At 66.6% G+C, this 14,048-nt stretch carries 13 protein-coding genes; 10 read left to right on the forward strand and 3 right to left on the reverse strand.

Annotated elements, in window-relative coordinates:
- Positions 1-133: 133 nt before the first annotated feature.
- Positions 134-2,368 (reverse strand): DUF1631 domain-containing protein, encoded by a 2,235-nt coding sequence (locus FHY18_RS10605; RefSeq protein ID WP_259154176.1) that lies wholly within the window; start codon positions 2,366-2,368, stop codon positions 134-136.
- A gap of 133 nt (positions 2,369-2,501) precedes the next feature.
- Between FHY18_RS10605 and FHY18_RS10610 the strand changes: the two genes are divergently transcribed.
- The 4 genes from FHY18_RS10610 to FHY18_RS10625 are packed head-to-tail and all read left to right on the forward strand — an operon-like array spanning position 2,502 to position 5,386.
- Positions 2,502-3,077, forward strand: coding sequence for a nitroreductase (locus FHY18_RS10610; protein WP_259154177.1), 576 nt, complete (start codon positions 2,502-2,504; stop codon positions 3,075-3,077).
- Positions 3,074-4,054 carry a 5'-3' exonuclease H3TH domain-containing protein gene (locus tag FHY18_RS10615; protein ID WP_259154178.1) on the forward strand — a complete coding sequence of 327 codons (981 nt, stop codon included), beginning with the start codon at positions 3,074-3,076 and terminating at the stop codon, positions 4,052-4,054. The genes FHY18_RS10610 and FHY18_RS10615 overlap by 4 nt, the downstream gene beginning before the upstream one ends.
- Positions 4,055-4,056: 2 nt before the next feature.
- Entirely contained in the window at positions 4,057-4,608 is a 552-nt protein-coding gene (locus FHY18_RS10620; protein ID WP_065466011.1) for an NUDIX hydrolase, read from the forward strand.
- Complete coding sequence (locus tag FHY18_RS10625; RefSeq protein ID WP_259154181.1) at positions 4,589-5,386, forward strand: N-formylglutamate amidohydrolase; 798 nt, start codon at positions 4,589-4,591, stop codon at positions 5,384-5,386. The genes FHY18_RS10620 and FHY18_RS10625 overlap by 20 nt, the downstream gene beginning before the upstream one ends.
- Before the next feature lie 178 nt (positions 5,387-5,564).
- Here the strand turns inward: FHY18_RS10625 and pip are convergent, their stop codons facing one another.
- On the reverse strand, positions 5,565-6,506 hold the full coding sequence (gene pip, locus FHY18_RS10630; protein ID WP_259154183.1) for a prolyl aminopeptidase: 942 nt from the start codon (positions 6,504-6,506) through the stop codon (positions 5,565-5,567).
- A 135-nt stretch (positions 6,507-6,641) separates the two neighbouring features.
- Positions 6,642-7,496, reverse strand: a complete 855-nt coding sequence (prmC, locus tag FHY18_RS10635; protein ID WP_259154189.1) for a peptide chain release factor N(5)-glutamine methyltransferase — start codon at positions 7,494-7,496, stop codon at positions 6,642-6,644.
- A gap of 202 nt (positions 7,497-7,698) precedes the next feature.
- Between prmC and ahpC the strand changes: the two genes are divergently transcribed.
- The 6 genes from ahpC to FHY18_RS10665 all read left to right on the forward strand — a co-directional run bounded on the left by ahpC (position 7,699) and on the right by FHY18_RS10665 (position 13,936).
- Positions 7,699-8,262 carry an alkyl hydroperoxide reductase subunit C gene (gene ahpC, locus FHY18_RS10640; RefSeq protein WP_259154190.1) on the forward strand — a complete coding sequence of 188 codons (564 nt, stop codon included), beginning with the start codon at positions 7,699-7,701 and terminating at the stop codon, positions 8,260-8,262.
- 189 nt (positions 8,263-8,451) lie between these two features.
- Positions 8,452-10,044 carry an alkyl hydroperoxide reductase subunit F gene (gene ahpF, locus FHY18_RS10645; protein WP_259154191.1) on the forward strand — a complete coding sequence of 531 codons (1,593 nt, stop codon included), beginning with the start codon at positions 8,452-8,454 and terminating at the stop codon, positions 10,042-10,044.
- Between the two features lie 90 nt (positions 10,045-10,134).
- The gene (locus FHY18_RS10650) at positions 10,135-11,076 is read left to right on the forward strand and encodes a LysR substrate-binding domain-containing protein (RefSeq protein ID WP_046964394.1); all 942 of its coding nucleotides are present in this window, start codon (positions 10,135-10,137) and stop codon (positions 11,074-11,076) included.
- A gap of 409 nt (positions 11,077-11,485) precedes the next feature.
- Positions 11,486-11,926 (forward strand): nucleoside diphosphate kinase regulator, encoded by a 441-nt coding sequence (gene rnk / locus FHY18_RS10655; RefSeq protein WP_055851460.1) that lies wholly within the window; start codon positions 11,486-11,488, stop codon positions 11,924-11,926.
- A 53-nt stretch (positions 11,927-11,979) separates the two neighbouring features.
- Positions 11,980-12,948, forward strand: a complete 969-nt coding sequence (gene tal / locus FHY18_RS10660; protein WP_259154202.1) for a transaldolase — start codon at positions 11,980-11,982, stop codon at positions 12,946-12,948.
- 418 nt (positions 12,949-13,366) lie between these two features.
- Positions 13,367-13,936 carry a type 1 glutamine amidotransferase family protein gene (locus FHY18_RS10665; protein ID WP_259154205.1) on the forward strand — a complete coding sequence of 190 codons (570 nt, stop codon included), beginning with the start codon at positions 13,367-13,369 and terminating at the stop codon, positions 13,934-13,936.
- Positions 13,937-14,048: the final 112 nt, after the last annotated feature.

A 14,048-nucleotide genomic window follows, 5' to 3' on the forward strand; every position in this document is an offset into this window, starting at 1 on the left:
GTTTCGCTCGTTCGTTAAGTGTGACGCAGCTCTCACTTTACTCGTGACCGCCCAGGGTTTGCGTGTCAAGCCGACATCCTAGCTCGCAACGCTACGGTGGAGCCTGTCGTGGCTCCTTGTACGCCTGCGGGGGTTAAGGCTTCAGGTTGGCAGTCGCATCCAAGCCGTCGACCACGTCCTGCATTGCGCTGTAGAAGGCGTCCTCTTCGCGGTGCAGACGCAGCCGGTCCAGCCAGACCATCATGGCCAGCTCTTCGGGCGAGGACACGCACAGCCGCCCGCCACGGCGATTGACGAACATCAGCCGCCCGGAGATCGGGCTGATCCACGACAGCTTGCCAGGTTGGACGCGGCCTTCGCGGTCGACGAAATCCAGGCTGGTGCCGATCGCCAGGGCGCGGAAGAAATCGGCAGTGATGCGGTCGAATTCCACCTGCGCCCCGGCATCGAGCATCGGCGTCAGCGGCTCTGCCACCGGGTCGGCCGGGCTGGGCGCCAGGCTCAACGCGCTCAGGGTGGGCGCGAGTCGTTCCGCATCGGCGACAGCCGGCGTGGGTGCCAGCGCGCGCAGCAATTCCAGCAAGGCCTGCTCGGCCTCGCGCGCCCCAAGGCCGGCCAGCGCAAACGCCTGCAGCAGCGCCGTCCGCTGCTGCGCGTCCAGCCCGGTGTCGCTGCGTGCAGGCGTCAACTGCGCCAGCACGGCATCGCCCACTGCAATGGCAGCGTCCAGGGCCGGGCCGGCGCCATCGGTGCGCAGCGCGGCCTGTTGCACGCTCGGATGCCAGACGCGGCTGAGGAAGTGCTCCACCACCGGCGGCAGCGGTCCGCGCGCCAGGCGCTCGGCCAGCGCCTGGGCGGCAATGCCGCGCGCGCGTTCGCGGCGTTCTTCGGCACGTTGCAGCTCATTGGCGCGGCGCTCGGCAATGTCCACGCGTCGCCGGTATTGCTCGTAACCGGCGCCGAACTCGGCTTCCAGCGCCAGAAAGACCGCTGGATGCTCATCGAAGTCGCGCACCACGGTGGCAACGGCAGACTCCACCTGCGCCAGCAAGGCCTGTTCGGCGGCGGTTTCGCAGCCGTTGCCGTCGCAGGCATCCACCAGCAGATTGAGCAGGCGGCGCGCCGGATGCCCATCGCGCACGAACAGATGGCCGTCGAGCATCGCCATCTTGGCCATCGGCACCAGCAGCTGCCCCAGCAGGCGACGTTGCGCCGCAGAGAGCTGGCTCTGCACCAGGATCGCGTCGAACAGCAGCGCGATCAGATCCAGCGCGTCGGCATCGTTGGGGTCCAGGCAGGTGGTGGCCGGGTCGACGCCAAGCGAGGCAGCCGCGCGCATGAGGTGCTGACGCAGCGCAGACGGCAGGCCCCGCTGGCCGTCGTCGATGCTGTCGAACCCGGCGCCGGGCATGGTCTGCAGCAGCGACAACGCCGAGACCACCTCGCGTGGCGACAGCCGCCGCAGCGCGGCCGACTCCGACCGGCCAGCCTCGGGCTCGCGCAGGCGGCGCGCCTGTTGCAGGCGCTGGTGCAATGCTGCCGGCAGCACTTCGCGGCCACTGCGCAGATGCACGTCGATCACCGCCACGCCGACCAGCGCCCCCTGCCCGCCGGACCAGTCGGCAAAGAAGCGGGCGATCCAGTCCGGCGTGTCGGCGCTGTCTTCGCCACCGGCCTGGCCCTGCCGCGGGATGCCGCTGCGGCGCAGCCGCGCCTGCGGCAGCTCGCGCAGACGGGCAACCTGCGCCAGGGCCTGCTCCAGCTCCGCATAACGCTGGCCCACGCGCGGCATCAGCTGCTGCTCGCACACCTTGATCACCGCCAGATGCACCTTCGCCGCCAGCGTCACGCCCTGGAAGGCCTCGTATAGCGCCACGCCCAGATGCTCGGGACCGAACGGGTTGCTGTCGCCATCGATGCGCAGCCCGCCGGCGATGAAGCCGAGATAGCGATTGAGCCGCATCAGCTCCGGCCGCCACTGATGCTGCAGGGCGCCGGCCAGATTGCGCACCGCCAGCCGGACTTCCAGATCCTGTTCGGGCAACAGGCTCAGCCCCGCCGCGCCGCGCGCCAGGGTGCGCTCGGCCGAGAGCGGGCGCGCGGACTCCAGGCCCTGCCAGGCCTTGGCCAGATGCCCGCGAAAGCGCGCGGTGATCGGCTCGCGCTGCTGCCGCAAGGCCTGGATGGCTTCCATGAAATCGTTCTGCGCCGCGCCAGCATCGGCCGCCAGCCGGAACAGCGCCTCGGCCAGCGCATCCTGCACATCGATGAATGCATCGGCCAGCGGCAGCAACACGATTTCGCGCACCTGATCGAGCAGTTGCGGGTTGCGACTGGGTAGCGGCTCGGCGGAAACGAACTGGGTCATCGGACAACGCTGAAAGAGCGGGCAGGAAGGGGCGATGCCATGACTGCAGACATCCCGGGGCCGGCCATCATGCGGCCGGCGTTGGGAAGGGCCCGTCTATAATTGGCGCATTCGTTGCCCAGAACCGCAAATTATGCACGCACCCTATTCGCTCCAGGCGCTGGACGCACGTCGGTCGGTCCCTTCCAAACAACTGGGTGAGCCCGGGCCGGATGAAGACACCTTGCTGCGCATGCTGACATCGGCCGTGCGCGTGCCCGATCACGGCAAGCTGGTGCCGTTCCGTTTCCTGCGCATCAGCGGCGACGCGCGGCATGCCTTGGGCGACTTTCTGGCCGAACGCACCCAGGCCGCCGATCCGCTGGCACCACCGGCGGTGGTCGAGAAAGACCGTAACCGCTTCAGCGATGCACCGCTGGTGATCGTGGTCGTCGCCACGCTACGCCCGGAGCACAAGGTGCCCGAGCAGGAGCAACTGCTCACCGCCGGTTGCGTGTGTTTTGCATTGCTGCAGGCCGCGCAGGCGCATGGCTTCGGCGCGCAGTGGCTGACTGCCTGGATGGCCTACGACCCGGCCGTGACCGGCTATCTGGGCCTGGGCGAAAACGAGCGCATCGCCGGCTTCATCCATGTCGGCACGCCGCGCATGCAGGTGCCCGAGCGCGAGCGTCCGGACCCGCGCACCTTGCTGCGCGACTGGACCCCGTGAGCACGCTGCCGGGTGCCATTGCCGCGGCGCTGCCGGGCGGCCCGCGCCCGGAGCCGTTGTACCTGATCGATGCCAGCCTGTACGTGTTCCGTGCCTGGCACTCGATTCCGGACGAATTTCAGGACGCGCAAGGCTGGCCGACCAATGCGGTGCACGGCTTTGCGCGTTTTCTGCTGGACCTGCTGGAACGCGAGCGCCCGCAGCACATCGCCATCGCCTTCGACGAAGCACTGGACAGCTGTTTTCGGCACGCGATCTACCCCGCTTACAAGGGCAACCGCGAGCCGGCACCGGATGCACTGCGACGCCAGTTCGCGCACTGCAAGGCGCTGTGCGCAGCCCTGGGCCTGAGCGTGCTGGCCCACCGCGAGTACGAGGCCGACGACCTGATCGGTAGCGCCTTGCACAGCGTGCGCGCGCACGGCCTGCGCGGGGTGATCGTGTCGGCCGACAAGGATCTGTCGCAGCTGCTGCTCGAGCACGACGAACAGTGGGATTACGCGCGCAATCTGCGCTGGGGCATGGACGGAGTGAAGGCACGCCATGGCGTGCACGCGCACCAGATCGCCGACTATCTGGCGCTGTGCGGCGATGCGATCGACAACATTCCCGGCATCACCGGCATCGGCGCCAAATCGGCGGCCGTGCTGCTGGCGCATTTCGGCAGCCTGGATGCGCTGCTGGAACGCATCGACGAGATCCCGTTCCTGCGCTTGCGCGGCGCTGCGCAAATGGCCGTACGGCTGCGCGAACAACGCGATCATGCGTTGCTGTGGCGCCAGCTCACCACCATCGCACTGGATGCACCGCTGGGCGTGACCGACGCCGGTTTCGCGCGCGCGCAGGCCGATGCGGACATGCTGATCGGCTTGTGCGACAGCCTGCGCTTCGGGCCGCTCACGCGCCGCCGCCTGCTGGCCGTGTGCGACGGCGCCGCGCTGCCCCCACCTCCCGCTTCCCTGTCTCAAGGCGCCTGACCATGAACCGACACGACACCCCGCCCACCGTGGTCTACGAAGGCAAGTACCAGCGCATGGTCGTGCGCGGCACCTGGGAGTACTCCGAACGCGTGCATGCCGGCGGCCTGGCCGCGATCATCGTGGCGGTGACCCCGGACGATGCGATGTTGTTCGTCGAACAGTTCCGCGTGCCGCTGCAGGCGCGCACCATCGAAATGCCGGCCGGCCTGGTCGGCGATGTGCATGCCGACGAGTCGATCGAGCTGTCGGCGATCCGCGAACTGGAAGAAGAGACCGGATGGACCGCCGCGCACGCCGAAGTGCTGATGATCGGCCCCACCTCGGCCGGTGCCAGCAGCGAGAAGATCGCCTTCGTGCGCGCCACCGGGCTGCGCAAGGTCGGCGCCGGCGGCGGCGATGCCAGCGAGGACATCACCGTGCACGAAATCCCGCGCGCGCAGGTCGGCGCCTGGCTGGTGCAGAAGATGGCCGAGGGCTATCAGATGGACCCCAAGTTGTGGGCCGGGCTTTACCTGGTCGATCACGCCCTGGATGGCACGCCGCGTGGTTGATGCCGCCGTGGACCCATTGCTTGGCCCAGAAGACCCGCCGGCGTTTACCGTGCACAACGCGCGGGCGGCGTCGCCGTGGCTATTGATCGCCGACCACGCCGGCCAGCGCGTGCCGGCACGGCTAGACAACCTGGGCCTGCCGCAGTTCGAGCTGGACCGCCATATCGGCTGGGATATCGGCATTGCGCAGGTCACCCGTCTGCTGGCCGAGGCGCTGGATGCCATCGCCTTCGCCCAGACCTATTCGCGCCTGGTGATCGACTGCAACCGGCCCGATGACGCGGCCAGCCGGATGCCGAAGGTCAGCGACGGCACGTCGATTCCCGGCAACCTGGCGTTGACCGCCGCCGATCGCCAGCAACGTATCGATGCGATCTTCGCGCCATACCACGCGCGCATCGCGGCCGAACTGGATGCACGCGCGCAGCGCGCGCAACCGACGCTGCTGGTGTCGATGCACAGCTTCACCCCGGTGATGGCCGGCAACGCGCGTCCCTGGCATGCCGGCGTGCTGTACCACCGCGACACGCGGCTGGCGCATCGTTTGCTGGATGCCTTGCGTGCGGAGCCGGACCTGGTGGTGGGAGACAATCAACCGTATGCGGTCAGCGATGCCAGCGACTACGCCATCCCGGTCCATGGCGAAGGCCGCGGCCTGCTGCATGTGGAACTGGAAATCCGCCAGGACCTGATCGGCGACGCCGCCGGTCAACAGGCATGGGCAGATCGATTGGCGCGCATCCTGCCGCCACTGGCGGATGCGCTACTGCCGCGCTAAAAACCGGCAAGCAGGGTAGGAGCGCGCTAGCGCGCGATCGGGCTTTACCGGTAACGCCCTGTCGCGCGCTAACGCGCTCCTACTGACGACGAGGCTTTACCGGTAGCGCCCCATCGCGCGCAAGCGCGCTCCTATGGGTCATGCAAGGGCATGGCCCGTCTGCGTCCGACATGGTCGCTCAGGCAAACCCGTCGGTCGCGCGTACCAAGGCATCGACATTTTCCGGCTCGAACGCCGAGTGCCCCGAGGCCGGGCTGATCTGCAACTGTGCCTTCGGCCAGGCCTTGTGCAGATCCCAGGCGCTTTGCAGCGGGCAGACCACATCGTAACGGCCGTGCACGATCACCCCGGGGATATCGGCAATGCGGTGCGCGTCGCGCAGCAACTGGCCTTCCACCTCGAAGAAGCCCTGGTTGACGAAGTAGTGGTTCTCGATGCGTGCGAACGCCAACGCAAAGTGCGCGTCCTCATGCCCGGTGACGAAGTCTTCGTCGACGTGCAAAAAGCTGGTGGCGCCTTCCCACACGCTCCAGGCCTTGGCGGCGGCCAGCCGCGTGGCTTCGTCGTCGCTGGTCAGGCGGCGATGGAATGCGGCGATCAGATCGCCATGTTCGTCGGCCGGGATGGCGCTGATGTAGTGCTCCCATGCGTCCGGGAACAGCCGGCTGGCGCCTTCCTGATAGAACCATTCCAGCTCGAAACGACGCAGCAGGAAGATGCCGCGCAGCACCAGCTCGGTGACCTGCTGCGGGTGGGTCTGCGCATACGCAAGCGCCAGCGTCGAGCCCCAGCTGCCGCCGAACACCTGCCAGCGCTCGATGCCCAGGTGCGTGCGCAGGCGCTCGATGTCGGCGACCAGATCCCAGGTGGTGTTGTCGGTGAGATCGGCATGCGGGGTGGACCGGCCCGAGCCGCGCTGGTCGAACAGCACGATGCGGTACTTGGCCGGGTCGTGGAAGCGCCGCATCTTGGCGTTGCAGCCGCCGCCGGGGCCGCCGTGCAGCATCACCACCGGTTTGCCCTGCGGGTTGCCGCACTGTTCGAAGTACAGCGTGTGGCGGTCGTCGACCTTCAGGCTGCCCTGCTCGTAGGGCGTGATCTCGGGATAGAGCGTGCGCATGCGTCGGTCCTGGGCGAAAACCCGCATTGTAGCGATCGACGATGGAGCCAACGGCCGTGTCTTCCCGCAGCGGTGAGTGCCCGGGCACGCCGGCACGCATTGACTGCACCGTCAGCGACACTGCAGCAGACAACCTTATTGCGTCGCGCCCGCCTCCCAGCATCCCAACGTCACCCGATCGCGCTGTTCCAGATCCTGATGCGTGGCCACCTGCGCAAACCCGCGCGCGCGCAGCAGCTCGGCCACGGCCGCACCCTGATCCCAGCCATGCTCGAGCAGCAGCCAGCCGCCTGCGCGCAGATGCGCGGGCGCATCGGCCACGATCGAACGGATGTCGTCCAGCCCATCGCTGCCGGAGGCCAGCGCGCTGGCCGGCTCATAACGCAGATCGCCCTGCGCAAGATGCGGGTCGCCGGCCGCGATGTATGGCGGATTGCTGGCGATCAGATCGAAGCGCTCGCCGGCCAGCGGCGCGAACCAGCTGCCGTGGCGGCAGTGCACGTTCGATAGACGGTGACTGTCGGCGTTGCGCTGGGCGATGGCGAGCGCGGCCGCACTGGCGTCGGTGGCGATCACCTGCGCCTGCGGCCGCTCGCTGGCGATCGCCAGGGCGATCGCGCCGCTGCCCGTTCCCAGATCGGCCACGCGGCGGCCGGGCGTGTGCTCCAGCCGCTCCAGCGCCAGCTCGACCAGCGCTTCGGTATCGGCACGTGGAATCAGCGTGGCGGTGGAGACAGCCAGGTCCAGGGTCCAGAACCCGCGCGAACCGGTCAGGTAGGCCACCGGCTCGCCAGCCTGCCGCCGCTGCACCAAGGCTTCGAAGGCCTGCGCCATGGTCGGCGGCACCGGGTCACGGCCGTGCGCGAACAGCCAGGCGCGGTCGCGGCCCAGCGCGTGCAACAGCAGCGGTTCGGCGTCTCGACGGTCGATCCGCAGCGCGGCCTGCCGTAGCAGCTGTTCGGCAGGGATGCCTGCAGGATCGTCGCTCATACGGATCATTCACTCATGCGAAACATCGGCCGACCATTATCGGAGATGGGACGGCCCACCCGCAGCGGCAGATGCCGTCTGCAAAATCGATAGCCAAAAACTATCTATCCAATTCCATCAATCGATTTGAGAAATCTATCGATCCTGCCTACCATGGCGACTGTTCCATCCCCCGCCCCCCTTCATCGCACGAGGAAACTCAATGTCTCTCATCAACACTCAGGTCCAGCCGTTCAAGGCGAATGCGTACCACAACGGCAATTTCATCGAAGTCACCGAGGCCAGCCTGAAGGGCAAGTGGTCGGTGATGATCTTCATGCCCGCCGCATTCACCTTCAACTGCCCGACCGAAGTGGAAGACGCCGCCGACAACTATGCCGCGTTCCAGAAGGCAGGCGCCGAGGTCTACATCGTCACCACCGATACGCACTTTTCGCACAAGGTGTGGCATGAAACCTCGCCGGCCGTGGGCAAGGCGCAATTCCCGCTGATCGGCGACCCGACTCACAAGCTGACCCGCGCCTTCGGCGTGCACATTGAAGAAGAAGGCCTGGCCCTGCGCGGCACCTTCATCATCAATCCGGAAGGCGTCATCAAGACCCTGGAAATCCACGACAACTCGATCGCCCGCGACGTCACCGAGACGCTGCGCAAGCTGACCGCGGCCCAGTTCGTCGCCAACAACCCTGGCCAGGTCTGCCCGGCCAAGTGGAAGGAAGGCGCCAAGACCCTGGCTCCGTCGCTGGACCTGGTCGGCAAGATCTAAGTCGCTGCGCATCCCTGGTCCGGTTCATCGGGCCGGGGGTGAACCGGAGCCGGTGCCGGGCTGCACGCCAGCCATCGCCAGCACGCATCCCGACATGCGCCGGCTGCGGTTCACCTCCTTCCTCCCCCGGCGACCTGCGCTTGCGCAGCGACGCCACGCTCTCCCCTTGCCCATTCCCAGGAGTTTTCCATGTTGGATGCCAATCTCAAGACCCAGCTGACCGCCTACCTGGAACGGGTTACGCGGCCGATCCAGATCAATGTCTCGATCGACGACAGCGCCGGCTCGCGCGAAATGCTCGACCTGCTCGAGGACCTGGTGTTGCTCTCGGACAAGATCAGCCTGGACATCCACCGCGACGACAACCAGCGCAAGCCCTCGTTCGCGCTGACCACGCCTGGCCAGGACATCTCGCTGCGCTTTGCCGGCCTGCCGATGGGCCACGAGTTCACCTCGCTGGTGCTGGCGCTTTTGCAGGTGGGCGGGCACCCGTCCAAGGCTGCCGCCGAGGTGATCGAGCAGGTGCAGCACCTGGATGGCGACTACCAGTTCGAAACCTATTTCTCGCTGTCGTGCCAGAACTGCCCGGATGTGGTGCAGGCGCTGAACCTGGCCGCCGTGCTCAACCCGCGCATCAAGCATGTGGCCATCGACGGCGCGTGGTTCCAGGATGAAGTCGAAACCCGCCAGATCATGTCGGTGCCCACCGTGTACTTGAACGGCGAGCTGTTCGACCAGGGCCGCATGACGCTGGAGCAGATCGTCGCCAAACTCGACACCAACGCGGCCAAGCGCGACGCCGCCAGGATCGCGGCCAAGGACGCCTTCGACGTGCTGGTGGTCGGCGGCGGCCCGGCCGGCTCGGCAGCAGCGGTGTATGCCGCACGCAAGGGCATCCGCACCGGCGTGGCCGCCGAGCGTTTCGGTGGCCAGGTGCTGGACACCATGTCGATCGAAAACTTCATCTCGGTACCGGAAACCGAAGGCCCGAAGATGGCCGCCGCACTCGAACAGCACGTGCGCCAGTACGACGTGGACATCATGAACCTGCAGCGCGCCGAGCAGCTGATCCCGGCCGGTGCCGATGGCCTGATCGAGATCAAGCTGGCCAATGGCGCCTCGCTCAGGAGCAAGACCGTGATCCTGTCCACCGGCGCCCGCTGGCGGCAGATGAACGTGCCGGGCGAAGACCAGTACAAGAACAAGGGCGTGGCCTATTGCCCGCATTGCGATGGCCCGCTGTTCAAGGGCAAGCGCGTGGCGGTGATCGGCGGCGGCAATTCCGGTGTCGAGGCCGCGATCGATCTGGCCGGTATCGTGGCGCATGTCACGCTGGTGGAATTCGACGACAAGCTGCGCGCCGACGAAGTGCTGCAGCGCAAGCTGCGCAGCCTGCACAACGTGCGCATCATCACCAGCGCGCAGACCACCGAAGTGCTCGGTGACGGGCAGAAGGTCACCGGCCTGGTCTACAAGGACCGCACCGGTGGCGACATCCAGCACGTGGATCTGGAAGGCGTGTTCGTGCAGATCGGCCTGCTGCCAAACACCGAGTTCCTGCGCGGCACGGTGGAGCTGTCGCCGCGTGGCGAGATCATCATCGACGACCGAGGCCAGACCAGCGTGCCGGGGGTGTTTGCGGCAGGCGACGCCACCACGGTGCCGTACAAGCAGATCGTGATCGCGATGGGCGAAGGCTCCAAGGCCGCCCTGAGCGCATTCGATCACCTGATCCGCTCCAGCGCACCGGTCAGCGCCGAAAACGTTGCGCAAGCCGCATAAGCGCAACCGCAGCCATCGCCCGGCCATGCCGGGCGCTAAGCTGCATCGCACGTCAGTCGTTAACCGTCACCGCCTTGAGGGCTGCTGCACATGAATCTGCGTGACCTGAAATATCTGGTAGCCCTGGCTGACCACAAGCATTTCGGCCGCGCCGCGACGGCGTGTTTTGTCAGTCAGCCGACACTGTCCACCCAGATCAAGAAACTCGAGGACGAGCTGGGTGTGCCGCTGGTGGAGCGCGCCCCGCGCAAGGTGATGCTGACCCCGGCCGGCCGCGAAGCGGCCATGCGTGCGCGCGGCATCGTGGCCGAGGTGGAACAGATGAAGGAAGCCGCACGGCGCAGCCAGGACCCGGAAGCAGGCACGGTGCGGCTGGGCATCTTCCCCACCCTGGCGCCGTATCTGTTGCCGCATGTGGTGCCGCGCATCCGCGAGCGTTTCCCGCGCCTGGAGTTGCTGTTGATCGAGGAAAAAAGCGACCAGCTGATGCACCAGTTGCGCGAGGGACGCCTGGATGCGGCGCTGCTGGCGCTGCCGTTGCAGGACGACCAGTTGCATGCCGAGTTCCTGTTCGAGGAGCCCTTCGTGCTGGCGGTGCCGGAAGGCCATCCGTTGGCGCGCCACGACAGCATGACGCTGGACGATCTGTCCGAACAGCGCCTGTTGCTGCTGGAAGACGGCCACTGCCTGCGCGAACAGGCGCTGGATGTCTGCCATCTGGCAGGAGCGTTGGAGAAGTCGGAATTCCAGGCCACCAGCCTGGAAACCCTGCGTCAGATGGTGGCTGCCAATGTCGGCGTCACCCTGCTGCCGCTGCTGGCAGTCAAGCCGCCGGTTGCCCGCTCGGAAAACATCCGCCTGATCCGCTTCCGCGAAGACAAACAACCCAGCCGCCGCATTGCCATGGCCTGGCGTCGCAGCTCGGCGATGACCGCCTTCCTGGAGCAACTGTCGCAGTTGTTCAAGGAACTGCCGGACAGCCTGTTCACGCTGGAGCAGCCTGTGACGGGTCCCAAGGCGGTTGCGGCTTAGGGATTCGGGATTCGGGATTCGGGATTCGGGATTCGGGATTCGTAAAAGCGTTCCACGGTTGTGGCCGCTTTTGGCGACATTTGTAGATGACAAACAATGGCGGCGCGGAAGCGGCGCCTTTTTTTCTTCTTGCACCGTTGTTTTTCCACCGCTGCAGATTCATGCGTGCGGCTGCTTCCATCTGGCGGCTTAGATGCGCAGGCGTTGCTCCTGCCATCTGTGCCATGAGCCTCTTTCGCAGCGCTCGCTTGATCGACTTCCAATCCTGGCGCCCTGCAACGTCGCCTCGACCTTCGCAAGTCAGTCCCAGCGTTGCGCCGGGCAGCATGTATTGGGATCGGCCGACGGTGCCCTCATCTTGTCGATGCCGCTTGCCGTGTTGGCGAGCCGTATTCGTCAGGAGAGTGCCATGACTTCGCAACATCACAGCGGCTTGCCGCCATCGATTCTTGTCTCCAGCCACGACCTCGCACGTCTTGAGGCCTTGCTCGATTCCCCCGCGTTCAACAAACACCCCGCCGCCACCGCGCTGAGCGACGAACTGGGCCGCGCACGCGTGCTGCCGCCCGACCAGATTCCCGGCGATGTCGTCACCATGCACTCGCGCATCGAATGCGAAGACCAGCTGCACGGCGAACGGCATACGCTCACCCTCGTGTACCCGCATGAGGCCGATGTCCAGCACAGCCGCATCTCGGTGCTGGCGCCGGTCGGCAGTGCGCTGCTTGGCCTGTCGGTCGGCCAGAGCATCGACTGGCGCACGCCCGACGGGCGCGACCTGCGCCTGCGCGTGACGGCCGTGCACGATCAACCCGCTGCCGCGGGCGACTTCCAGCGCGCGGCGCGCTAACGTAGCGCGCTGCGTCCTATCCACGACCCGTTCCACGATTCGAGAGAACCCGCATGACTGCATCCCCCTCCAAGCTTGCCCAACTGCGCGACCTGTCCGTGGTCGTTGCCGACACCGGCGATTACGACGCCATCAAGCGACTGAAGCCGGTCGACTGCACCACCAATCCCACCCTGGTCAAAAAGGCGCTGGACCTGCCGGTCTATGCCGATCTGATCGAGCGCGAACTGGCCTGGGGCCGCGAGCACGGCGGCGAAGACCGCACCGCCACCGTCAACGAGGTCGCCGACCGCCTCACCATCGGCGTGGGCGTCAAGCTGGCCGAACTGGTGCCGGGCCGTGTCTCCACCGAAGTCGATGCCGACCTGGCCCACGACACCCAGGCCACCATCGCCAAGGCGCGCAAGTTCATCGCGATGTACGCCGAGCGTGGCGTTTCCAAAGACAAGATCCTGATCAAGATTGCCGCGACCTGGGAAGGCATCGAAGCTGCCCGTCAGCTGCAGCGCGAAGGCATCGACTGCAACCTCACGCTGATTTTCAATCGCTCCCAGGCGCTGGCCTGCGCAGAAGCCGGCGTGTTCCTGATTTCCCCGTTCGTCGGCCGCATCCTGGATTACTACGTCGCCCAGGGCCAGACCCCGGCCAGCATCGACGAAGATCCGGGCGTGGTGTTCGTGCGTACCGTCTACAACGAATTCAAGCGGCGCGGCTCGTCCACCGTGGTGATGGGCGCCTCGTTCCGCTCCACCGCGCAGATCGAAGCGCTGGCCGGCTGCGACCGCCTGACCATCTCGCCGGACCTGCTGGAAAAGCTGGATGCCGAACACGGGCAGTTGCCGCGCAAGCTCTCGCCAGCGGCTGCCGACAACGCGCAGATCACCCCGATCAACAGCGACAGCTTCGCCACCGACCTGGCCGCCGACCCGATGGCCACCGAAAAGCTGGCCGGCGGCATCGACACCTTTGCCAAGGACCTGCAGGCCCTGCGCAAGACCATCGCCGACAAGCTCGCCGGCTGATCGTCCTGACGTAAAAGCACGACCACCAGCGCCCGCAGCCGATGCTGCGGGCGTTGTCGTGTTCGGGAGTGCAGCGAGGATCGCAGCACAGCGTTTTTTCATCCTGCTCGCACACCACCGCCCGCGCATCCGATGCACCGCTTGCAGGTCGATACCGCTGCTCGGCGCGCTTCCCCGGCGCCGGCACACGCTGTCTGTTGAGGTAACGCAGGTAACGCGACGGATCCGATCCACACTGCGTGCCTCGCACATGGCGGCCACCGTCTGCTATCCCGCCTATCTCGCAGGCAGCCTCCGCTCGGCTAGCCGATGAACCCGGTCGCGCTACCGCCCGCTCCCTGCGCATCTCCACACCTTGCTTACAATCGCCGCACGCGCACTGCCTAGAATCCAGATACCTCAACTGGCGTAACGGACAATGGCAAACATTGCAGTGGTGATGGTCGACGGCGTGGCCGACTGGGAAATCGGCGTGGTGCTGCCAGCGGCGCGCGAATGGTTTGGCGACCAGGTGGCCATTGCCAGCATCGATGGCCAGCCGGTGCAGTCCATCGGCGGTCTGCGCATCACTCCGGAATTTGCGCTCTCGGATCTGGCGCCGCTGGATGCCGACCTATGGATCCTGCCCGGCAGCGAGCGCTGGCAGGCGGGCGAGATTCCGGGCTTGAGCGGGCTATTGGTGGAGCGCGTGCAGCACCAGCGCCCGGTCGCGGCGATCTGCGGCGCCACCATCGCGCTGGCCTATGCCGGCCTGCTCGACAACCGTGCCCATACCAGCAACGCGCTGGCGTTTTTGCAGGAACACGTGGTGCCGTATGCCGGTGCCGCGCAGTATCGCCACGAAAAAGTCGTCACCGCCGACAGCGTGATTACTGCGCCAGGCACCAGCCCGGTCGGCTTTGCGCTGGCCTGCATGCGATTGCTGCATCCCGAACGTACCGACATGCTTACGCAGCTGCGCGGCATGTTTGCCGGCGAATTTGTCTGATCCAACGGATGCAGGCACACCTGGCACATTGGCTGCGCTGGCCGGATGCAGTGGTTCGCCGCACCGATTCATTGCACCGGTTGGCTGTCGTGATTGACCGCAATTGCACCGG

This window comes from Xanthomonas sp. 3793 (genome assembly GCF_024806835.1).
Classification (GTDB): Bacteria; Pseudomonadota; Gammaproteobacteria; order Xanthomonadales; family Xanthomonadaceae; genus Xanthomonas; species Xanthomonas arboricola_F.

Bases quoted from the DNA above. Each gene is read 5' to 3' on its own strand.
- FHY18_RS10620 (WP_065466011.1), top strand. From the start codon at position 4,057: ATGAACCGACACGACACCCCGCCCACCGTGGTCTACGAAGGCAAGTAC.
- FHY18_RS10625 (WP_259154181.1), top strand. From the start codon at position 4,589: ATGGCACGCCGCGTGGTTGATGCCGCCGTGGACCCATTGCTTGGCCCA.
- FHY18_RS10610 (WP_259154177.1), top strand. From the start codon at position 2,502: ATGCACGCACCCTATTCGCTCCAGGCGCTGGACGCACGTCGGTCGGTC.
- rnk (WP_055851460.1), top strand. From the start codon at position 11,486: ATGACTTCGCAACATCACAGCGGCTTGCCGCCATCGATTCTTGTCTCC.
- ahpF (WP_259154191.1), top strand. From the start codon at position 8,452: ATGTTGGATGCCAATCTCAAGACCCAGCTGACCGCCTACCTGGAACGG.
- pip (WP_259154183.1), bottom strand. From the start codon at position 6,506: ATGCGCACGCTCTATCCCGAGATCACGCCCTACGAGCAGGGCAGCCTG.
- FHY18_RS10665 (WP_259154205.1), top strand. From the start codon at position 13,367: ATGGCAAACATTGCAGTGGTGATGGTCGACGGCGTGGCCGACTGGGAA.
- prmC (WP_259154189.1), bottom strand. From the start codon at position 7,496: ATGAGCGACGATCCTGCAGGCATCCCTGCCGAACAGCTGCTACGGCAG.
- ahpC (WP_259154190.1), top strand. From the start codon at position 7,699: ATGTCTCTCATCAACACTCAGGTCCAGCCGTTCAAGGCGAATGCGTAC.
- FHY18_RS10605 (WP_259154176.1), bottom strand. From the start codon at position 2,368: ATGACCCAGTTCGTTTCCGCCGAGCCGCTACCCAGTCGCAACCCGCAA.
- tal (WP_259154202.1), top strand. From the start codon at position 11,980: ATGACTGCATCCCCCTCCAAGCTTGCCCAACTGCGCGACCTGTCCGTG.
- FHY18_RS10650 (WP_046964394.1), top strand. From the start codon at position 10,135: ATGAATCTGCGTGACCTGAAATATCTGGTAGCCCTGGCTGACCACAAG.